The organism is Acetobacter syzygii (genome assembly GCF_000964225.1).
GTDB classification, from domain to species: domain Bacteria; phylum Pseudomonadota; class Alphaproteobacteria; order Acetobacterales; family Acetobacteraceae; genus Acetobacter; species Acetobacter syzygii.
In genome coordinates this window covers 1-21,642 of record NZ_BAMZ01000034.1, presented here as the reverse complement: position 1 = coordinate 21,642, position 21,642 = coordinate 1, and the positions used below count along the sequence as shown (strand labels likewise).

The following is a 21,642-nucleotide window of genomic DNA, read 5'->3' as shown; positions in this document are numbered from 1 at the left end:
TTAATCCTTGCAGTAAAGATGGCAGAGGGTGGAGAGCAGTGTTGCAACGCGGGTATCTGCAATGGCATACCAGAGCATCTGGCTTTCCCGCCGGTATACGACAAGGCCTTCATCGCGCATTTTGGCGAGGTGCTGCGAACAGGCTGATTGCGACAGCCCGATATCGCGTGCCAGATCTCCGACCGTTACTTCGCCATGGTCGACCAGCTTGCACAGCAGCATTAACCGTCGTGGGTTGGCTATCGCCTTCAGCATATTGGCAACCTGCCCGGCTTTCGCCTCGAAGGTCGATAGGTTCATTGACGGCTTGAGCATCACACCATTCCATTAGCTATATCTAATATATTATTATCTAATATATTTAGCAATCCCTAATGGAATGATGCATGATTTAGTCCTTCACGAGGTTACGACACGAAAGCGCGTTTTACGTAAGAGCTGAAGGTGGCCATGAGACACCTGCCAGATGTGCATCGGGATCCTTTTGACCGGATACTCGTGGCACAGGCCACGGTGAAAGGATTGCTTCTGCTGACCCATGATCCGCTGGTAAAAGCTTATTCGGGCCCGATCGAAGCAGTCTGAAGGAGATATGACATCTCTTACGGATGTTTTTCAGACTGCTTTTTCATCCTTTACTTTCTCAATTCCTCTGAAGTGGGATGCCACCCACACATTTAACCCCTTCGGGCTCTCACCCACAGGGCCGTAGTCTTTCTTTTCCGAGCATGAAGAAATCGCCCTAGAATGCGCACGGAAGATCGGGGTGCGTGCTATTGCCCGCAAGCTGGGACGTTCGCCCAGCACGATCTCTCGTGAGATCAGACGCAATTCCGCGACCCGCAACGGGGATTTCAATTACCGTGCCACCACCGCACAATGGCATGCGGATTGTGCGGCCCAACGTCCCAAAGTGAGTAAGCTGGCACAAAAATCTACCTTGCACGATTATGTCCACGATCGCCTTGCAGGCCTGATCGCCACGCCAGATGGCATCGCACTGAAAGGGCATGGAAAAACCAGAGTGATCAGGAATGGTCCAGCCCTTGCTGGTCATGGGGCCCAGACCGTTCGTAACGCGATTACAGGGATCATCATGGAGCTACCTGTTAGTCTGCGCAGATCCCTGACTTGGGATCAGGGAGCGGAGATGGCACAACACGCCCAACTCCAGATTGATACCGGTCTTGATATCTATTTCGGCGATCCACAAAGCCCCTGGCAACGTGGCAGCAACGAAAACACCAGCAGGGGCACTCGACCAACTGCTCAAACAACATATAATCGAAGGTGTTGCGACGACCGGTTGAATCCGCCCATGATCGCTCAATGCTATTAAATTTTTATTTAGAAATATACTTGGAACATAGATAGAATGCTATCAAAATCATTATATGTTCCTTTTCTATAAAATTTTGTGTGAGAATAATCTAACGAAAGTCTTAAAATATCCAGAGGATACCAATTTATATTTAAACTCCATATATTCTGTTTTCCGCCTGATATATCATTGCTTTCTAAATCCATTTGAGAGAATCTTGTCGCCAATTCTATAACTCCAGTACCGTGGCAAAAAAGAGAATCTTTCTGATCGCATGATGGAGACGTAAAACTAGCCGATGTTGCTTTCCAGCTACGTGCTTTTCCAACTAATGTGTAAGCTGCAGTCACGTACCATCCATAAAAATTTTGTCTGGTTGTCGTGGGATTTGGCTTTGTATTAACAATTAAATTATAATATTCACTCGTTATAAGTAATTTTTTCCAAGAAATAGCCCCCTCCAAGCCAAAAGCACCAGCGCTTTTTGCGAGAATATTTCCCGTTTTTATGTATTTATCTTTCAGGCCGTCCCCATTTTCAGGTGTATCCGAAAACGATACGCCACCTTCCATCGAACTTTTGTGAGATGGTTGGAAAACCCATTCCCCTGAGATGCCTATGTGCATGAGAAAAGATTGGCTACGGATAGGTAAAATAACAGATCTGAAAACGATTGCCCTTTGATTGCCGTCTTTCCCAGGACCTGCGGTTCCTGCTGTGCCAGAAATGGCCAAGTGGTAGTAACTTCCATAAAATAATGCCTGAATGGCTTGCCGATTAGCACCAGCTGCAAGGCCACGAGTAATTGTTGAAACACTTGCTCTTTCAGGAAAAATACTATCACCTCTGGGCTGCATAGATGACAACCCAAAACTAGGATTAAAAACGCCGACTGAAAATTGGAAATGTTTCAATCCCGTATAACTAGCCGCTCCTTCGAAAAGACGCATTTGTCCTCCAGGAGCTGCTCCAAAATCCCAAATAGCACCTATTCTGACCTGATTAGCTATATTGACCCTCACGCCGTTACGAATATGCGGACCGCTGGCAGAAGGAGAAGACGAAGATTTGTTGCCTTGTATATTACTGCCAACCTCAAGTTGGTCTTGTGCAAAAGGATGCACAATAACTTTTCCGATAATAATATCTTTAACAGTTCCCGCAACGGCATCTGAATTTAAAAAACACAGACTTAATATAGTATGTAAAATATAATATTTATTTTTCCGCATGATTATTTATATGATTAATATCGTTTTCTTGCGGAACTGAATTTATCAGTATGTTTTTTTCTGTTAAATCAAGAAATTTTTTTGTCCCGGAGCGGACAATAGATAAGCCAATGCTAACAAAGTCTTTTTGTTTCCATGGTTTCTCTTTGCCCAAAGATAAGCACACAGCATAAGCCGCACCAGCTAGATATGAATCTAGTTCTTGCACTGTACGACTTTCTTCAAAGCATAACTGCCCGATTTGCTCTCCTATGAATTCAGGATCAAACCTAACTCGTAATGACATGACCGAAGATCCTCACTTTCCAAAGATAAGCGAACCTTTCCTATCGTGTTTTTTTGGTTAAAAAAAGACATATTAAACTACAAATGTTTTGTTTATATTGCCCTTTTTTAAAAAGGCATAATCATAGTTATATGATATATACAACTATTATTTTTGGTTATTTGAAATTGTATTTTTCACTTAATGCATGAGGTATTTAGAGCATAATCCGATCTAACGGGCTCATTTTAAGACTCCCATACCTGCCGTTCAGCGCGTCAGGTGGGGCTTTTCTGTTCCATCTGCTCAGCCGTCTCTACGAGCGGACAAGTGTCATTATCACAACTAATCTGGGGTTCGGGGAATGGAACGATGTTTTCGGAGACCCCAAGATGACAACGGGCGCTACTCGATCGATTTACCCATCACTGTCATATCCTCGAAACAGGAAATGACAGCTACAGGTTCCGTGCCAGTAGCGCCAAACCAAAAATCAGAAAGAAAAAGGCAGAAAAACACGCTTGAATATCTCCTCATAACAGGAGACATACACAATCAGGACGGGTCAATTGTTCATGAAAAACCCGGGGCAGTTCTCAACGAAAATCAACAAATTGGCATCTGTATAAAAAGCGTCATCTGATCGAAAACATGTTCGCAAAGCTGAAAAACTGGCGACGTGTTGCGACCAGATACGACCGCAGCGCGCATACATTCATCTCCGTAATCCACGTCGGAGCAAGCTTCATCCTTCATCTTCTATCTTCAAGAATGTGTCCTGAACCTAGTCGCCCTGTTCGCCAGTATGGGTTTCCAGATCAGGAAAGCGGATGGAAATACCAAAACCACGTGTTGTTCCGGCAAGGGGGGAACGGAGCGAGAGCGTGGCATCCATTTGTTTGGCGATATTGCTGGCAATAGCCAGCCCCAGTCCGCTGCCATGCACTGTATGGCTTCCACGCACAAATGGATTTGTTAATCTGGCAAGAGTTTCAGGGGATAATGCGGCACAGTCGTTCGTAATATCAATACAGCCGTCAGGCAGAATGGTTACCACAACGGGTGTTGCGATATTGCGGTGTAGCAGAGCATTTTCTAGAAGGTTACGGATTAGAATACCCGTTGCATCCATGTCTCCGTGGACAAATATTTTTGATATTCCATTTGTTTTTAAAATAATATCCACATCGTCATACACATTGCACGAAAGGTCATCGACCAGAACGTGTATGACGGCCAAAAGATCAAAACGGTCTCGGCGGAATGCAATGCCGGACGATGCGCGCGATAATTGCAGTAGTTTTTCTACAGTCCGGGCTAGTCTACGGGTCCGGCTGGCTATGAGTTCCACCCGTTCATCCAACTCCGAGCCAGCGGGGAGCATGCGGCCGAGCATTTGCACCTGCGCCATAAGTGCCCCCAGTGGATTACGGAGTTCATGGGCTGCGCTGGCGGCAAACGCACGTTCAGTTGATAAGGCAGTTTCCAGCCGTTCCATAAGCGTGTTGACGGAGCGCTGGATGGGGAGCAGCTCATCTGGCAGGTTCAGGGAGAGAATGGGGCGCAGGTTCCCGCTTCCACGGGCGCGCATTTCATCGTGCAGGCGGTCCATGGGGCGTAGAGCCCTGTGCACAATCAGACGTACCAGCAACCAGATGACCGGCATAAATAGCAGCATCGGGACGATGGAAATCATGATGGCCCGTCGGACGGCTTCCTGTCGGTGGAATGTAGGCTCTCCCACAAGAACATGATAGTGATCAGCCGAAGGGGCCGCGACATAAACGCGAAACTGCGCCACGTTGACAAACCCGACCTTGCCACCCTGCACAAACGGAGTGGTGGGGGCATTCTGTGAGCGCAGTACAATATGCCCCGTATCATCAAGCACCTGATACGCCAGTGTTCGGGGGCCAGCTTCTGGTAACCATGCGACGGAAACAGAGGTCTGGTTGCGCATCCGGTCTGCTACAACTGTCTGCAGGCGTTCAGAGACTTCCTGCAAGGAATTATCCAGTCTTTCCGTCACCTCATAACGGGTAAACCCGCCTACGGCCGTGCTCAGCAGCAGCATGCCCAGCATGACCACCATCAAGATACCGCTGACAATGCGTGTTGAAAGCTTCCAGCTTTTCATGAGTTGTGCGTCTTGTCATTCAGGCAGTACCCACGGCCACGTATGGTTCGTATGGCCGTATTCCCTACCTTTCTGCGCAAACGGCTGATAAAAACCTCCACGGTGTTACTGTCCACCTCATGGTCGAGGGCGTAGAGTGCTGTATCAATCTGCTGGCGCGAATAAATCCTGCCCGGATTGCGCGACAGCAGTTCCATGATCGTCCATTCGCGGGCTGTCAGGTCCAGTCTCTGGTTATTGCGTGAGACAGATTGGTTTTCGCGGTCAATTGTCAGGTCATCCAGGTGGTGGATTATCTGTTTACGAGGAGCAACATATCTGCGCGCGACAGCCGCAATCCGTGCAACCAGTTCATTCAGATCATATGGTTTGACAATGTAATCATCCGCCCCATCAGACAGGCCGGTAATCCGGTCACTAATCTGGTCTTCTGCCGTGGTAATCAGGATGGCAACATTGCGCGATGTCTGGCGGATTTCACGCAGTAATTCGCGCCCATGGCCATCTGGTAATCCCATATCCAGCAAGATGAAGTCATACTCTACCGCATCGAGGGCTGCCCGGGCGTCCTCCAGTGTCATGAACCAGTCCACGGCATGCCCTTCCAGACCAATCCGTTCCTGTACCGCTGTACCCAGATCCTGTTCATCTTCAACGATAAGGATACGCATTAACTCTGCTCCTTTTCCCGCACGGTCCGGGCATATAGCAAGGGGAGCACCAGAAGCGTCAGCAGAGTGGAGGATACAAGCCCACCGATGACAACACTGGCCAATGGCCGTTCCACTTCTGCCCCGGCACTCTGAGAAAACGCCATGGGGAAAAATCCAAGGCTTGCCACAAGAGCCGTAGCCATGACCGGCCGGAAGCGCGACTGGGCAGCCCTGAAAGCAGCCTGGGCAACCTGCATGCCTCTGGCGCGCAAAGCTGATATTTCACTGACCAGCACAACACCATTGAGAATAGCAACACCAAACAGGGCAATGAACCCGATGCCTGCAGAAATACTGAACGGCATCCCCCTGAGTGTAAGGGCAATGACGCCGCCGGTTGCAGCTACCGGCAGGTTGATAAACACGAGCAGGGCCGGAAGTAGGGCACCAAACGCGAGAACCAGCAACGCAAAGATCAGCCCCAGAGCAATGGGCAGAACAAGCTCCAGCCGACGTGTGGCGGATTGCAGGTTCTGGAACTGCCCCTGCCATTCCATTGTGTAACCTGCAGGGAGTTTGACCTCCTGCCTGACGCGGGCCTGTGCCTGCGCTACGTAGGAAGCAAGGTCCCGGCCCCTGACATTAGCCTGTATGACCATGCGCCTGCGCACTCTGTCCCGGCTGATGCGTGGTGGACCGTCCACCTCATGCACATGCGCAACCTGTGACAGCATGACACGCCCCAGACCATCGGCCCGCCGGATCTGTAGTGTGCTAATGGCAGCAATGGACGCGACCTGACGGGCATCAAACCGGACCTGGGTGCTGATCATGGCATTACCCACAGTCACAGGGCGCCCTATGTGGCCACCGACAGCTTCTACCGTATCCAGAATATCCTGCATGGCAACATTCCGGCTGGCCGCCTGAATGCGGTCCACGTCAATGACAATCAGCGGCACGGTGCCATCACCCGCAGGGGCTACGTCTGCTGCTCCCTGCACGCCAGACATGACCGCAGCCACCTGATCGCCTAATCTGGCAAGGGTTTGCAGGTTGTCACCATAAATGGAAACAGCAATCTGGGTTCTGACACCCGACAGAAGGTCGTCCATACGCATCTGGACAGGCTGGCTCCATGAGTAAAGCGCATCGGGAAGTTCCCGCCGCAGGGTTTCATCCATTGCGGCAACCAGTCCGGCCTGAGTGTGTGCGGTTTTCCATGTTGAAGGGTCATTGAGGAAAATAAAACTGTCTGTTTCATTCACGCCCATTGGGTCGGTTGGTATGGCGGAGGTGCCAGTATTGCTGACCACGGCTTTGACCTCAGGAAAACGGCGGAGGATCTGCTCCTGCAGAGAAACGGATGCAAGTACCGTGTTTAAGGATGCCGAAGGAAGGCGCGTTGTTGTTACTGTGAGCGCCCCTTCATCCAGTTGGGGAATAAACTCTCCGCCCAGCCGCATTGCCAATCCGGCGGAGAGCACCAGAATGGCCAGAGTGCCACCAAACAGAATGCGGGGATGGTCTTTCCCCCATTTGACCATGATGGCGTATGGCGCGCGCAGGGTGGTTATCAGATACGTCTCGCCTTTGGGGTGCACACGTCCCAGCAGCAAAACGGAAAGAACGGGAACACAGGTAAAGCAGTACAGCAGGGAAGCCAGAAGCGCCATAATCACAGTCTGCGCCATAGGGCGAAACATATGTCCTTCTATGCCCTGTAACGTCAGCACCGGCAGATACACCATGATGATAACAAGTATGGCAAACCCTACCGGGCGTATGACCTGTTGCACGGATGAGATAACCAGAGCCGTGAAGTCCACATCAGGTTCTTCTTCCCGTCGTGCGAGAATATGCTCGACAACAACAAGAGAGCCATCAACAATCATGCCAAAATCAATGGCGCCAAGGCTCAGCAGATTGGCTGAAATGCCAAAATACCGCATGCCCGCCATGGTTGTGACAAGAGCGACCGGAATAACGGATGCAATAACCAGAGCCGCCCGCCAGTTGCCGATCACGACAATCAGCACGCCCAGCACCAGCACGGCCCCCATAAGTAGATTGTCGCGCACAGTAGCAATGGTGGTGCCGGTCAATGTGGCGCGGGTGTAATAGGGGTCAAGCGTAACGCCTTCCGGCAGGGATTGCCGGATGCGGGGCAGGGCGTCCTTTATGGCCGCCAGCGTTGCATTCGAGCTTGCCCCGCTTTCCATCATCACTACACCAATGACGATTTCACCCTGTCCATCGCGGGTGACTGCGCCAAGGCGGGTGCGCATTCCCATGCCAACGTGCCCAAGGTCTCGCAGGCGCAGGATGGAACCATCGCTGTTGCTTCGGACAGGAATGTTCGCAAAATCATCCAGGTCGCGCACCAGACCACGACCGACAACAATCTGCTGCTCCGCATGGTGTGTAATCCACCCACCACCAGATGCGGCATTGTTGCCATCTATTGCGCGGTAGACGTCTCCAGCAGAAAGATTGCTGGCAACCAGTCGTGCCTGGTCCAGTGTGACTTCATATGTTTCCTCTCCACCCCCGTTCACGTTTACATCCACCACACCGGGCACCAGACGCATCTGGGGCACCACGACCCAGTTCATCAGGCGGTTCAGTTCTGTCAGTGAATGCCCCGCTCCCTTGATCTGGAATTGCATGATCTCACCCATGCCGGTGGCAAGTGGCCCCATGCTGAGTGTAATACCGGGGACGGATATGGTCGTTCGGGCCTGCTGCATCCGTTCATTAACACGTGTGCGGTCGAGGTTGATGTCCGTATCATCGGCAAACTGTGCGTAAACAACGGAAACCCCACTGCGGGAAACAGAGCGTAGATCCGTCATGCCGGGAATGCCGGTCATGCTTGTTTCCACGGGGAATGTAATCAGTTTTTCCACCTCTTCGGTCGCAAGACCGGGGGCGACAACAGACACAAGGACCTGCTTGGGAGAAATATCGGGCACGGCTTCCACCGGCAGACCCATGACCACCATAACCCCGGCAGCCATGAACAGGCTCAGCCCCCCCATGACCAGCAGACGGCTGCGCAGCAATGCGTGCAGGTATTTGAGCACCATCAGTCCGCGTCCATTCCGGCCAGTTCCACAACGGAGCGCAATGCAAAGCTGCCGTGAGCTACAACGTGTTCCCCTTCCTTCAGCCCTGTGTGGATAACGGCCTGCTCACCATTGTCCATGGCAACATCCACCACAACCGGATGGTAATGTGTGTTGTCTTTCTGGATAAACACAACGGACTGGCCAGCAATTTTCTGTATGGCTTCGGAGGGTACGACAAGCCCCCGGACACCGTCTTTTCCAGCAAGTGTTCCATTGAGCACCATACCGGGTACCAGTGCGCCAGTCGGATTGGGAACAATGCTGATCAGCCTGACCAGCCCCGTAAGGGCACTGGCCATTGCGCCCACCGTATTGATGTGTGAGATAACCGGCCCTGCTGTTGTTACCGTGCTCTGCTGGGCACCGGGCTGAATATGCGCTGCCTGCTCTGGCGTCACATCGGAGATAACCCATACGCTGGAAAGGTCCGCCAGTGTCATGACATCCTGTGCGGGAGAAAGGTCTGCCGCAACGCTAATATCCAGTGTCTGCACCACTCCATCCACAGGGGCAATCAGGGTAGACGTTTCGTCCCGGCCTTTACGTGCGCCCTGTTCCGAAACCGAGTTGAACTCCTCCTTGAAGCGATGGCCCAGCGTATCCGCATCGGCCTGACGGGTCCGCACATTGGCATTGGCCTGCGCCAGCGCATCCTGTCTGCGGTGTAACTCGGCAATGGATACGGCCTGCCCCGCCAGCAGCTGTGCACGCTGTACAGCCTGTGCTGCATCATGCTGTGCTGCAATGGCAGCGGTCAGGGCTGCCTGTATCTGTGCATCCTGCAACTGGGCGGCGTGCAGGGAATGGTCCTGATAACGTAGTAATGGCTGCCCTTGGCGTACATGTGTTCCGGGCTGGACCAGCACCGCGAGCACCTTACCAGTGCCTACGGGGTGAATGTGCACAAGCCGCGTGGTGTCGGGTATGACCTGACAGACGACCGGTATGCTCGGAAAAATCGTGCCAGATGCAACGGGAAAGACCGTAATCCCTTCATGGCTGACCGCTGCGGCATCAAGGGAGATATCGGCTGGTAACGCCTGTTCTGCGGCATAGGCGGCAAACTGCGGGAAGGCGCTTGCAAAACAAAGGAGCAGGAGTTTTTTCATGGCACAACGCCCATGGCCAGCAGCATGCGGATGGTTGCAACACGCCATTCAATGTCTGCCCGTGCACTGGCCATCTGGGCGTTGCAGGCTTCCTGCCGGGCTTGCAGGGCCGTATTCAAGGCTACTTCACCAACCCGCCATGCCCGCTCCTGCGCTACGGCACGTTTTTCCAGACTGTCTGCGGCTGTGCGCATGGTCTGTCGGGCGGTTGTTGCCGCCATAAGACGCTCGCGGACCCGCGTAATTTCCAGATGCACCATGCGGCGCGCCTGCATTTCCTCACTATTGGCCGTGGCCAACCGGTTGCTGGCTTCGGACATCATGGGCGTATTGCGCACTTCACTCGGCAACGGAACGCTGAAGTTAATGCCTACACGGTCATCCCAGGGGCTGCCGTATTGTTTTTCATGGATGGCATCAATGCCAATTTCAGGATTAGGCATAAAAGACCGGCGCGCCAGCTTCATGTTTGCTTCCGCAGCTTCAACATTATGGCGCACGACTTTTATGCGTGGGTCGTTCTCTTCCATATCATGCGGGTCCACAAAACGTGCATGTGCCAGCCCATCACCGCTGTTAAAGTCCACTTCACTGGCACGCCCCAGCAGGACTTCCTGCTCGGCAAGGGCATTATTCATGGCCTCTTGCGCCAGTGTCTGTTCATTACGGGCATTTTCCAGTCCTGCCTGTGCCATCTGGCTGTCCGAAAGAGCCAGTTCGCCTGCGTGCACCGCGTGCGTCACATTCTGGTTGATCCGGCTTGTGGCGCTGTAGAGCGCGTTTGCTACATTCAGGCGCGCCTGCGCGATCTGCAATGCTGCGGCAGCTTCCAGCACTTTGATCGAAAGCACCATATGCTCGACGTTAAGCTGCTCATTAATGGATTCAGATTCCGCACCCGCGACCTCGCGGGTAGCGCTACCTTGTCCGGGCAGCCAGAGCGGTACGGACAGACCGCCCTGATAGGTTGTGTATCCCTCATTACTGCCTATGGCATGGTCATCCATATACTCACCCGAGAGTGTTGGCCCGCCCGCAAACCAGGAGCCAGCCGCACTGGCACGTGCTTTGGCGGAATGATGTCCCACCTGAAGGGCCTTACGCACGGGGTCAATGCTCCAGGCCATGCTGACTGCATCATGGAAAGACAGCGCCTTTTGCGGTGTCTGGGCCTGAAGGGAGGGCATGCCTATGCCCCAGCAAGCCACACTTAAAAACAGGACAAGCCGCATTGGATGACTCACGTTCCAATCATTGAGGAATAATTGGCTTGTTATGCGTCACGCGCGCCGCCAGATCGTTCCATAAATTCGTGGTCACGAGGTTTATGTCTGCTTTGACTGACGAGGGGGATTGTGTACGAGAGAAAGAGGAGAGGGACATCCGCTCGCCAATCACAAATCGTCCTTGGGCATACAGCATGGCGGAGATTGTTCCCTGCCGCCCTTGCCCCAACGGTCGCATGAGGGTGATCCGCATATGCGGGGGTGGGGCTGCTATAGTCTCAAATGCCTGCACTTGCAGGGCGCTGGAAGGACAGGCCACCCCATCCAATACTGCTTCACGCAATACGGAAAAGGGGTACCCACCATAGGTGCCATCGATATGCAGGCGAATGCCCTGCCCAGCAGTTTTGCAAATATCATCTGTGGCATCGTCTGCCTGGGCTAGTCGGGAGCTCATGCAAACCAGACTCAGGATGATTACCCCATAACGGGCGATCTGGATTGCGCTGTTGGCCTGTTCTCGTTTGATAGTCACGTTCATATCATCCTGTTGAAAGTCATAACCTTCATAACAGAGGAAAATGACGTGAACCTGAACGGCAGGGAAAAGGTGGAAAAACAGGCTCGCAGGGTATAGCGACTGTTTGCCGATGTCAGACATGAGAGTGTAGGCCGACGGCCCTTGCCCTCATGCCTATTTTGCCCCTGCCTTTTGTTGCAGGAGCATCAAAGGGCAAGGGCAGGCTCTCCTAATTTTTTTGTGCAAGTCCCGCGGGTTTTGTGCGTAAAAGCCGCAGGGCGTTCAGGGTTACAAGAACAGTGGCGCCGGTATCCGCCATAATGGCCAGCCACAGGCCCGTCATGCCAATAATGGTTGTTACCAGAAAAACCCCTTTCAGCCCGAGTGCGATGGATACATTCTGCCGGATGTTGCTCATGGTGGAACGGGCAAGGCGAATAAGAGCCGGAATGTCTGTAATACAGTTACGCAGTATGGCGGCGTCCGCGGTTTCCAGCGCAACATCTGTTCCCGATCCTATGGCAACACCAACTGTTGCCTGTTTAAGGGCTGGGGCATCGTTAATGCCGTCCCCCACCATCATAACCGGGCCACGTGCTGCCAGTTCGCGGATGGTCTGCTGTTTCTGTTCCGGTAGCAGTTCGGCTTCGTAATCCGTGTGCAGCATGGCTGCAATGGCTGCGGCTGTGCGTTGGTTATCTCCTGTCAGGATAATGGGCGTGACCCCAAGGCTGCGGAGTTGCCGTATTGTTTCCTGCGCATCCTGCCTTGGTTCATCCCGTAATCCGATCAGTGCCAGAGCCGTGCCGGTATAAAGGACAACAACCGTTTTGCCTTCACTTTCCATGGCAGTGGCCTGTGCCGCGGCTGTGCTGGACAATGCGCCATCCTGCATTGCATGCCGGGGGCTGGCGATTGTTATGATCTGCCCATCAAGCATGGCAGATACACCCTTGCCCGCAATGGCGCGGCTATCCTGCACGGGTGGCAGCGCCATGCCTGCCGCCTTGCGTACAATGGCCTGAGCCAGCGGGTGGTTGGAGGCTTTTTCTACTGCTGCGGCAAGAGCAAGAACTTCGGCCGTAGAGTGCTGATCCAGGCAGAGAATATCCGTTACCTCGGGCTGGCCCATGGTCAGGGTGCCTGTTTTATCCAGTGCAACCGTTTTGATTGCCGCCGTGGCTTCAATAACGGCACCACCCTTCATAAGCAGGCCGTGCCGTGCCCCAGCGCATAGAGCCGATGCAATGGCGGCAGGGACCGAGATAACCAGAGCGCATGGGCACCCAATAAGCAGCAGGGACAGGCCACGATAGACCCAGACCGACCACGCCTGCCCAAAAAACAGGGGTGGGATAGCTACAACCAGTGCAGATAGAACTACAATGGAAGGCATGTACCAACGGCTGAAGCGGTCAATAAACCGCTGTGTTGGTGCGCGTGAGTCTTCCGCCTGTTCAACCAACCGGATAATCCGGGCAATGGTATTGTCTGCGGCTGCACGTGTTACCTGTATCCGCAGGGCTGTTTCGTTATTAATCGCCCCAGCAAATACCGGGTCGCCCGGCCCACGTGTTACAGGCATGCTCTCACCCGTTACGGGGCTTTCATCAACACCGCCGGTGCCAGAAATGATCGTGCCATCGGCAGGGATACGGTCCCCCGGCCGCACAATAACAATATCGCCAGGCACAAGTTCTGCTGCCGCGACGTCTTCCAGCATGTCGTTTTTTTCGCGCAGGGCCGTTTTGGGTACCAGCGTGCTTAACGCCCGAATGCCATCGCGCGCATGGCTTACGGCAACGCCTTCAAGCAGTTCGCCTACGGCAAACAGAAAGACAACCAGAGCAGCTTCCTGCGTTGCGCCAATAAACAGCGCACCTGTTGCAGCAATGGTCATCAGTGCTTCAATAGAAAAAGGCTGCCCTGCACGGATGGCGGCAAAAGCCCGCAAGGCAACGGGTATAAGGCCCGCAAGGCACGCTACAATAAACGGCCAATTCCCAGCATCTGGCAGCAGAAGTGCCACCCCCCATGCCACCACAAGCAAGGTTGCGGTGAGCAGAACCAGATGCCCTTTTCCTGTTCGGTACCAAGGCGCAGCAGTTTGTGTGGTGTGCTCGTCAGCCTCAGTGCGCGCACCGCCTGCCTGTGCAATGGCTTCAATACCGTAACCAAGGCTTTTTACCCGGTTTTCAATGTCTGCCGGGGAAGTGGCATGCGACGTTGCCGTAACCCTGAGTTTTCGGGACATGACAGATATTTCAACCGCTTCAATGCCGGGTAGCTGGACTACGGCTCCTTTTATTTTTGCAGCGCAGGATGGGCAGTCCATCCCTGTTACAAGCCATTCATGTGTATCCGGCATTTTATCCTCCTGTCCCAACGAGAGAGAATGAGATAGCTACATCCTCTAGTAACTAGAGGTTCAAGAGGATTCTGCATGTTGAGTATCGGAAAACTGTCTGGGCTGACGGGTGTAAAAGTACCAACCATCCGCTACTACGAGCAGATCGGGCTGCTCCCCAAGCCGGAACGAAATGAAGGTGGGCAAAGGATTTACAATAATACCAGCCGCGAACGCTTGAACTTTATCCGCCATGCGCGCGAGCTGGGGTTTCCGCTGGAAGATATTCGGGAATTGCTGGCCCTGTCGGATAGCCCCGATCAGAGTTGTGATGCCATTGATGCCATTGCAAAGCGCCAGCTTGCGGAGGTGGAACACCGCCTTGTAAGGCTGAATGCCCTGTATAAGGAACTTGAGCGTATGGTAGCACAATGCACCTGTGGCACAGTGCAAACATGCCGGGTTATTCAGGTTCTGGGTGATCATGGCCTATGCGTGGCTGATCATCAGAAAATCATGTCTCATGATATTGACCAGTAATGTCGCAAATGGCTGGTTGCTTGGAGTGCCCTGCCAAACTTCCTTTTACGGTATAAGTATCAGACGTGACTATGGCCTGATTTATCAGAATGATTGTGATTAAAAATCAGTAATATAGTTCTATGAAAGGCATATTATTCATGAAAAAATACTCAGGACTGAGAGCGCTAGGCTCAGGATCCATTGATATGGGCAGCAGGATGTGATTCAGGCTCCTTGAGGAGACTGAAGATGAGTGACCTGTATTGGCTGACGGACGGGCAGATGGATCGTCTGCGTCCCTTTTTCCCGAAGAGCCATGGCAAACCTCGGGTTGACGGCTGTCGTGTGTTGAGCGGGATCATTTTCGTGAACCGCAATGGTCTGCGCTGGCGTGATGCCCCCCGGGAATACGGCCCATACAAGACGCTCTACAACCGCTGGAAGCGCTGAGTGCTATGGGGATCTTCATCTGTATGATGGATGGACTGGCTAACGGCAAGGCAGAGCCTCAGATGATCATGATTGATGCGACCTATCTCAAAGCACATCGCATGGCTTCGAGCCTGCGGTTAAAAAAGGGGGCCCAGACCGTCTGAGCGGGCGGACCAAAGGCGGGATGAATACGAAGCTACATGCCGTCACCGACTGGAACGGACGTCCACTCGACGTCTTCATGACAGCAGGCCAGATCAGTGACTACACTGGTGCAGCTGCCCATCTGGACGGTCTGCCACCCGCCGAATGGGTGCTGGCAGACCGGGGCTATGACGCTGACTGGTTCAGGAAGGCCCTGGAGAAGAAAGGGATCAAATCCTGTATTCCTGGCCGAAAATCTCGTGGAAGACCGATCAAATACGACAAGCGGAAATACAAACGCTGCAACCGTATCGAGATCATGTTCGGCAGGCTCAAGGACTGGAGACGGGTCGCAACACGCTATGACAGATGCCTGACCGTCTTGTTCTGGCTATGAGTCCTGAGCCAAAGTTTAAGGACGATGAGGTGAAAGTGAACAATGTGCCTCCCAATATAAAAAACCTTGTGAGTCAAAGATATTCACTCGATTAAAAAAATTGTTAAAATCAGTGTCTAGTTCGAAGCAAAAGAACAATATTTCACAATAAAAGTGTCACACAATTTATCGGAAATTTTTTGTAACAACGCACTTAGGGATCAACCGAAGTTCAGGATAATTTTATTTCCATGCGCCTTATACCCTTGTCGCGTCGGGCTGCTCTGTGGCTCTTCTGTTCTCCTCTGGCATTTTCCACTGGCTTTGCGGCAACGGTTCCCAAAAACCAAGGCGCATCAAAAGCTGCGCAAACTCATAACCTTGCCCAGATACAGGGTGCCAGCACATCTGCAGTCCATGCCCCTCGTCGGTCCCTTAAAAACTCTAGTGCTACCCATGCGAAGGAAGCTGAACAGATTATTGCCACAGGTCGTCATAGCAGATCTGAGCAGACTGTTGGCCATATTCAGATGCAGCGTATTCTGCCTGGTATTAACCCCATAAAATCCTTACAAATTCTTCCCGGTGTTGTGTTCAATAATGCTGATCCATGGGGGAATAACGAACAAAACTCTTCACTTTTTATACATGGTTTTGCAAAAAACCAGCTTGGCTACACGTTGGATGGTATCCCACTAGGGGATCAGGATTACGGTAACTACAATGGCCTTTCTCCCCAACGCGCAGCAATTAGTGAGAATATTGCTTCCGCGTCCGTTGCTACAGGTGCAGGAGCTTTGGGCACTGCCTCGACTAGTAATCTAGGTGGCACGTTGCAATTTACTACACAAGACCCACTGCATCGTGCTGGAGGCCAGTTGAGCCAGACTTTTGGAAGCTGGTCAACGTTCCGCACCTTTGCCCGTATCGACACGGGAGATTTTGGAAACGGAAATTCGGCCTATGTCTCTTGGGGACGGCAAGATGCGCGCGCGTGGGATTTTGCCGGACATCAGGGTGGTAATCAAGTAAATGCAAAATTCGTGCATGAGGATGAAAAGAACAAAATCAGTGTGTTCTTCGACTGGGCACAGAAAGTCGAGCCGAACGAAGATGGCATCGTAATGCCGAATGGTGGCGACCTATATGTTCGCCCATTCATGTATCCCAACCTTTCTGAAGCCATTAATTATTACAAAAATTCTTCAGCCTATACAAATTCCGGTCTCAATTATCGGAATTACTATTCTGCTGCTCAGCGTGAAGATTATTTGATGTACGCAAAATGGTCTCATAACTTCACTAAGGACCTGAAGTGGGATACGCAGATTTACTATCATCATGATCTGGGTGAAGGTGTTGTAGCAGGCCCCATTACAGCGGCGGGTCTGCCTACATTGTTCTCATCTTACTTCCCTAATCAGAGCGCTTCTGACCTATCCAATGTATTTGGTGGCTCAGGCATGGCTACCCGTACCACGGAATACTGGGATAATCGTGGCGGGATCATGACCAACCTGCACTACCATGTCGGGCATCATAATATTGAACTAGGCGGCTGGTACGAACGTAACAACAATACACAGGCCCGTCGGTGGTATGCTTTTGATGCCAACAACCCGACCACTCCGTATGAACGCCAACAGAATGCGCTGATTGATCAGTATACCAACAATTTCTATACGAACACATGGACCACGCATCTGCAGGATACTTGGCAGGTCAGCAAGAATTTTGCACTGAATGCCGGGTTTAAATCCGAACTGGTCTACACCAATGGCACGCTGCCAGTAGCGGCCCTGCCTGGATCACTTTCTCCCAAAACCGCTATTACCGTCCCTGGTGGGACCATTGCCTCAGTAAAACCATTCCTACCTGCTTTTGGCGCGCTGTGGAACATTACCAATCATGAGCAATGGTTTGCCAATATTCAGGAAAACATGCGCTCATTTGAAGCCGCAGGCTATGGCAACGCGACCCCGTGGGGTGTAACCAGCCAGCAGGCTTTTGATGACTTCCGCAAGAATGGCAAGCCTGAAACCTCATGGACGTATGAAACAGGCTTCCGCACGAACAGGCATTTGGATGCCGGTCCGCTGACCAATATCAGTGGGCAGCTTGAATACTATCATGTGCATTTCTCAAATCGCCTCTTGGCTGTTGCCACAACACAGACTCTCTCTTCCATCGTCGGAAGCGCAACAACACTAACCAACGTAGGATCTGTCTCTACCGATGGGATGGATTTTTCCTTCACTGCACAATTTGGTCCACATTTTTCTTTCTATAACGCCTTATCCTATAATAAATCGGTTTATAACGATAATTATATGAATGGCACCACGTCGGTGCATACCGCTGGTAAAAACGTAGCTGGCGTTCCAAACTGGACTGAAAAATTCGTAGCTTCTACCCGCTGGGGAGATTTTGACGCACAGTTTATTGGTGATGTCGTTGGTAGGCGTTACACCACTTTTACCAACGATCTACATGCTAGCGCCTATGCGTTGTTCAGTTTGAATGCCGGGTATGATATCAAGGGGATTCCTCACATCCGATCACTGCATGTGCAGGGGAATATTACCAATCTGACGAATGAAAAAGGCTGGTCTACACTCAATACTAACAACGCATCCGGCCAATACACGGCTTTTCCCATAGCGCCACGGATGTACTTCCTGACGTTAAGCGCAACATTCTAAGGTAAGTCTGATGCGAAGTTGCTCACGGCGTTCTCTTTTGGTTGGCTCCTGTGCCGCAGCAATGTGGACGGGAGCACGAACAGCACAGGCGGCTCCGTCACTTGTCCCGCGTCCACTGGTATTTGCTCACCGAGGAGCATCCGCCCTTCGACCGGAGCACACACTGGCATCTTACGCAAAAGCGATTGCAGATGGTGCAGACTATATTGAACCTGATTTGGTGATGACCAAAGATGGTGTGATGGTCTGCCGTCATGAAAGCAACATTGCCGAAACTACTGATGTAGCGCAGCGACCAGAATTTGCGAGCCGCAAGCGCACCATCATTATTGATGGTAAGACGGCAACGGGTTGGTTCACCACCGATTTCACCTTGGCAGAGTTGAAAACTCTACGCGCGAGAGAACGCCTTAGTAAACTACGTATGCACAATACGCGTTATGATGGCCATTTTGCCATTCCGACCTTTGAGGAAGTGATTGATTTTGTAGCCGCTGAAGCAGCAGCATGTGGACGAGACTTGGGACTAATTCCAGAAATCAAACATTCCACCCACTTCCATATACTAGGGTTCGATCCGGAAGCGCTATTCCTGCGTACAATTGCCGCCAATGACTATACGCGTACAGCCCCTTTGGAATTACAATCATTTGAAACCGGTAATCTCCAACGTATTGGTCATGAGCTACGTGCGATCAACCCGCAGGCAAGAATAATGCTATTGATGGGGGAACGCACGGACGTGCCACCCGACCTTGCAGCAAAGGGTCAGAAAACCACCTTCGGTGATCTGATGGCTCCCGCGGGCTTGAGAGAGGTGCGACATTATGCTGATGTTATTGGTCCTTCCTTGACTGACCTGATCCCGCGTGATGCACAGGGATCTTGGCTTGAACCGTCTTCTTTAGTGGACGATGCTCATGCGGCTGGCTTGTTGGTTCATGCGTATACCTGTCGTCCAGAAAACTACTTCCTACCTCGCCAGCTACGTAATGTAGATGGGGATGGTGCGCGCAATGTTGCAGGATCTATTTCGGAAATCCGCCGTTATCTAGACATGGGGCTAGATGGCTTCTTTACAGACGATCCTGCGATTGGCCGGATGGCCGTAAATCAGTAATAAATTCAGCAAGCATTGATTGGGCGTAGGAAAAGAAAACGCTTCCAACTTGGGGGCGTCACATAAAAGGGGCACAGATATACGCTAAGGCTTGAAGGCGTCGGAAAACACCTGTTTGCCGCGCAAGACCGCAAATGACCTGCTCTGCGATAAAGCCGTTGGTCGCGACCGTGACCCTAAGTGTCAGGTTTCGTTTTAACCACGTTTTCAGACCGTTCGAGCCTAGCCTAACAACGAGCGAGCCAGGTCAATAATCGAAATTTCGTAACTGACTGAAACATAGCGGAATATTTTTCTGGACTAAACGGTCCTAAATGACTATACACCCTCCCACAGCATGCCATTGCAGGGATAACGATCGTGGCCAGGCCGCAAGAGTTCGACAAGCAGCAGGTCTTGAACAAAGCCATGAAGCTCTTCTGGCAGAAGGGTTTCGTGGCGACCTCGCTCAGCGATCTGTTGGCTGCGACCGGGCTGAGCAAGAGCAGTCTCTATGCGACGTTCGGCAGCAAGCACGAGCTCATGCTGTCCGCCTTCGACAACTATCGGGCCGAGCGGGAGGCAGAAATGCGGCGCGTGACCGGTGACGGCAATGCCCGCGCGGGCATTCTGGCCTTTTTCGAGAAGATCGTCGAGGATGCCCGGGCGGAGGGGTTCGAAGGGTGCATGAGCATCAACGAGGCCGTCGAACTCGCCCCGCATGACCCCGAGGTGCGGGAGCGGGTGCGGCAGGACTTCGCGACCATCGAAACCATTCTGGCCACCGCGATTGCCCGCGGTCAGACGGACGGCTCGGTCGCGACCCGGCGGCCGCCCAACGAACTCGCGCGGCTGCTGACCATCCTCTTCCCCGGGATGCAGGTGATGGCGCGCTCGTTCGCCGACGGCGATTTCCTGCGGACCGCAATCAGGCAGATCGAAATCCTGCTCGATAGCTGAGCCCCCTTTTTTTGATCATTTTGGACCAATTGGTCCTCAACAAGGAGACGTAAAATGCAAGTCAGACAGATCCGGAACGCCACGCTGCGCATCGATTACGGCGGCCAGCGCTTCCTCATCGATCCCTATCTCGCGGCGAAAGATACCTATCCGGGCTTCGAGGGCACGATGAACAGCCACATCCGCAATCCGCGGGTCGAACTCGCCACGCCGATGAGCGAGATTCTCGATGTCGATGCAGTCATCGTCACTCATAGCCATCCCGATCACTGGGACGAGGCTGCGGTCGCTCTCGTGCCCAAGCACCTGCCGCTCTTCGCGCGGGACGAGGCGGACGCCGAACTGTTCCGCAGCCAAGGCTTCGCGGACGTCCGCAACCTGGCCGACGAACCCGGCTTCAAGAACGTCAGCCTGACCCGCACCGCCGGCCAGCACGGATCGGACGCGACCATGGCCGCCGCCGGGGAAGTGCTCGGCGAGGTCTGCGGCGTGCTGTTCACGGCCGAAGGCGAGAAGACGCTCTACCTTGCCGGCGACACCGTCTGGAACGCGTCGGTCGAGGAGGTCCTGGCCGACGCGCGGCCCGACATCATCATCCTCAATGCCGGCGACGCGCAGATTCCGGGGCTCGATCCGATCATCATGGGCAAGGAAGACGTGAAGCGCGCCCATGATGCCGCGCCCTTCGCGACCGTGATCGCGAGCCATCTCGAGGCCGTCAACCACGCCGTGCTGACGCGCGCCGAGCTCAATGCCTTCGTCGCGGAGCACGATCTTGCCGACCGCGTGCTCGTGCCGGCCGACGGCGAAGCCTATTCATTCTGAAAGGACAGATTATGACCACCGAAGCAAACAAGGCCGTCGTCCAGGCATTCTACGACGCGATCAACCGCCGGGAATTCGACCTTCTCGCGCAATATTGCCACTCCGACCTCAAGTTCTACCATCAGATGGACACGCCTCATCACGGGGTCGAAGGGTTCGTGGCGTCGGAGAAGCAGAATTTCGACGCCTTCGACGACTGGACCATGCCCATTGTCGAATTGATCGCCGAAGGCGACAAGGTCGCCGCCTATCTCGTCTTCCAAGGCATTCACAGCGGACTGCATCAAGGAGTCCCGGCGACCGGGAAGAAGCTTCGCTTTTCGTTGCTGATGTTGCTGACTCTGAAGGACGGCAAGATCATCGAAAAGCGGGCGCACTTCGACCGCATGGATATTCGCAACCAGCTTGCCTGAACGGACGCCGATGCAGCGGGACGTCCTGCTGCATCGGTCCTGCCGCATTCATGGGCTGAACTGGCGGATGGCCGATTTCACATTCGTACACGCCCAGGGAACCTCCTATTTTTGTCGGGAGCTGCCTAGCCACCCTGGCGGAAATCACATGTTTGTCGACAGGCGGCGGCGCGAACAGACTGCAACCTGAATTGCCCCGGGTTTTGTGGAGACAGAACGACCCGAGAG

Annotated in this window: 16 protein-coding genes and 4 pseudogenes; 10 read left to right on the top strand and 10 right to left on the bottom strand. The window is 52.9% G+C overall.

The annotated features are described in order from the left end of the window. A complete protein-coding gene (locus Absy_RS11305) occupies nt 1–315 on the bottom strand; it encodes an ArsR/SmtB family transcription factor (protein ID WP_048854868.1) in 315 nt (104 codons plus the stop codon). A gap of 129 nt (nt 316–444) precedes the next feature. On the opposite strand from Absy_RS11305, the pseudogene Absy_RS11300 reads away from it, so the two are divergent. Both Absy_RS11300 and Absy_RS11295 read left to right on the top strand, forming a co-directional pair. Further along, nucleotides 445–585, top strand: a pseudogene (locus tag Absy_RS11300) (PIN domain nuclease); the annotation flags it as partial. Between the two features lie 74 nt (nt 586–659). Continuing rightward, nucleotides 660–1,249 (top strand): annotated as a pseudogene (locus Absy_RS11295) (transposase); the annotation flags it as partial. A gap of 98 nt (nt 1,250–1,347) precedes the next feature. Here the strand turns inward: Absy_RS11295 and Absy_RS11290 are convergent. Both Absy_RS11290 and Absy_RS11285 read right to left on the bottom strand, forming a co-directional pair. Beyond that, nucleotides 1,348–2,553, bottom strand: coding sequence for an OprO/OprP family phosphate-selective porin (locus Absy_RS11290; protein ID WP_084597158.1), 1,206 nt, complete (start codon nt 2,551–2,553; stop codon nt 1,348–1,350). Then, nucleotides 2,540–2,839 (bottom strand): hypothetical protein, encoded by a 300-nt coding sequence (locus tag Absy_RS11285; protein WP_146802647.1) that lies wholly within the window; start codon nt 2,837–2,839, stop codon nt 2,540–2,542. The genes Absy_RS11290 and Absy_RS11285 overlap by 14 nt, the downstream gene beginning before the upstream one ends. Nucleotides 2,840–3,063: 224 nt before the next feature. On the opposite strand from Absy_RS11285, the pseudogene Absy_RS11280 reads away from it, so the two are divergent. After that, a pseudogene (locus Absy_RS11280) lies at nt 3,064–3,343 on the top strand (ATP-binding protein); the annotation flags it as partial. A gap of 259 nt (nt 3,344–3,602) precedes the next feature. Here Absy_RS11280 and Absy_RS11270 read toward each other — a convergent pair. From Absy_RS11270 to Absy_RS11240, 7 genes are all read right to left on the bottom strand, one after another. After that, nucleotides 3,603–4,955: a sensor histidine kinase gene (locus Absy_RS11270; RefSeq protein ID WP_048854863.1), complete on the bottom strand. Its 1,353-nt coding sequence runs from the start codon at nt 4,953–4,955 to the stop codon at nt 3,603–3,605. Beyond that, nucleotides 4,952–5,626 (bottom strand): response regulator transcription factor, encoded by a 675-nt coding sequence (locus Absy_RS11265; RefSeq protein WP_048854862.1) that lies wholly within the window; start codon nt 5,624–5,626, stop codon nt 4,952–4,954. The genes Absy_RS11270 and Absy_RS11265 overlap by 4 nt, the downstream gene beginning before the upstream one ends. Then, entirely contained in the window at nt 5,626–8,697 is a 3,072-nt protein-coding gene (locus tag Absy_RS11260; RefSeq protein ID WP_048854861.1) for an efflux RND transporter permease subunit, read from the bottom strand. Before Absy_RS11260 ends, Absy_RS11265 begins: the two co-directional genes overlap by 1 nt. Next, nucleotides 8,697–9,848, bottom strand: coding sequence for an efflux RND transporter periplasmic adaptor subunit (locus Absy_RS11255; protein ID WP_048854860.1), 1,152 nt, complete (start codon nt 9,846–9,848; stop codon nt 8,697–8,699). The genes Absy_RS11260 and Absy_RS11255 overlap by 1 nt, the downstream gene beginning before the upstream one ends. Further along, nucleotides 9,845–11,080 (bottom strand): TolC family protein, encoded by a 1,236-nt coding sequence (locus Absy_RS11250; protein WP_048854859.1) that lies wholly within the window; start codon nt 11,078–11,080, stop codon nt 9,845–9,847. The genes Absy_RS11255 and Absy_RS11250 overlap by 4 nt, the downstream gene beginning before the upstream one ends. 19 nt (nt 11,081–11,099) lie before the next feature. After that, a complete protein-coding gene (locus Absy_RS11245; protein ID WP_242005657.1) occupies nt 11,100–11,531 on the bottom strand; it encodes a hypothetical protein in 432 nt (143 codons plus the stop codon). 292 nt (nt 11,532–11,823) lie between these two features. Further along, complete coding sequence (locus tag Absy_RS11240) at nt 11,824–13,962, bottom strand: heavy metal translocating P-type ATPase (RefSeq protein WP_048854858.1); 2,139 nt, start codon at nt 13,960–13,962, stop codon at nt 11,824–11,826. A 75-nt stretch (nt 13,963–14,037) separates the two neighbouring features. On the opposite strand from Absy_RS11240, the gene Absy_RS11235 reads away from it, so the two are divergent. The 7 genes and pseudogenes from Absy_RS11235 (at nt 14,038) to Absy_RS11205 (ending at nt 21,414) form a co-directional block, all read left to right on the top strand. Next, complete coding sequence (locus Absy_RS11235) at nt 14,038–14,481, top strand: MerR family transcriptional regulator (protein ID WP_048854857.1); 444 nt, start codon at nt 14,038–14,040, stop codon at nt 14,479–14,481. A 231-nt stretch (nt 14,482–14,712) separates the two neighbouring features. Further along, nucleotides 14,713–15,436 (top strand): annotated as a pseudogene (locus Absy_RS11230) (IS5 family transposase). 230 nt (nt 15,437–15,666) lie between these two features. Then, complete coding sequence (locus Absy_RS11225) at nt 15,667–18,117, top strand: TonB-dependent receptor (protein ID WP_048854855.1); 2,451 nt, start codon at nt 15,667–15,669, stop codon at nt 18,115–18,117. Between the two features lie 61 nt (nt 18,118–18,178). Then, complete coding sequence (locus Absy_RS11220; RefSeq protein WP_245614831.1) at nt 18,179–19,237, top strand: glycerophosphodiester phosphodiesterase family protein; 1,059 nt, start codon at nt 18,179–18,181, stop codon at nt 19,235–19,237. Between the two features lie 360 nt (nt 19,238–19,597). Further along, nucleotides 19,598–20,176, top strand: coding sequence for a TetR/AcrR family transcriptional regulator (locus Absy_RS11215; protein ID WP_040133494.1), 579 nt, complete (start codon nt 19,598–19,600; stop codon nt 20,174–20,176). Between the two features lie 54 nt (nt 20,177–20,230). After that, a complete protein-coding gene (locus Absy_RS11210; protein WP_040133497.1) occupies nt 20,231–21,001 on the top strand; it encodes an MBL fold metallo-hydrolase in 771 nt (256 codons plus the stop codon). Between the two features lie 11 nt (nt 21,002–21,012). Next, nucleotides 21,013–21,414 (top strand): ester cyclase, encoded by a 402-nt coding sequence (locus Absy_RS11205; protein ID WP_040133499.1) that lies wholly within the window; start codon nt 21,013–21,015, stop codon nt 21,412–21,414. Nucleotides 21,415–21,642 lie beyond the last annotated feature (228 nt).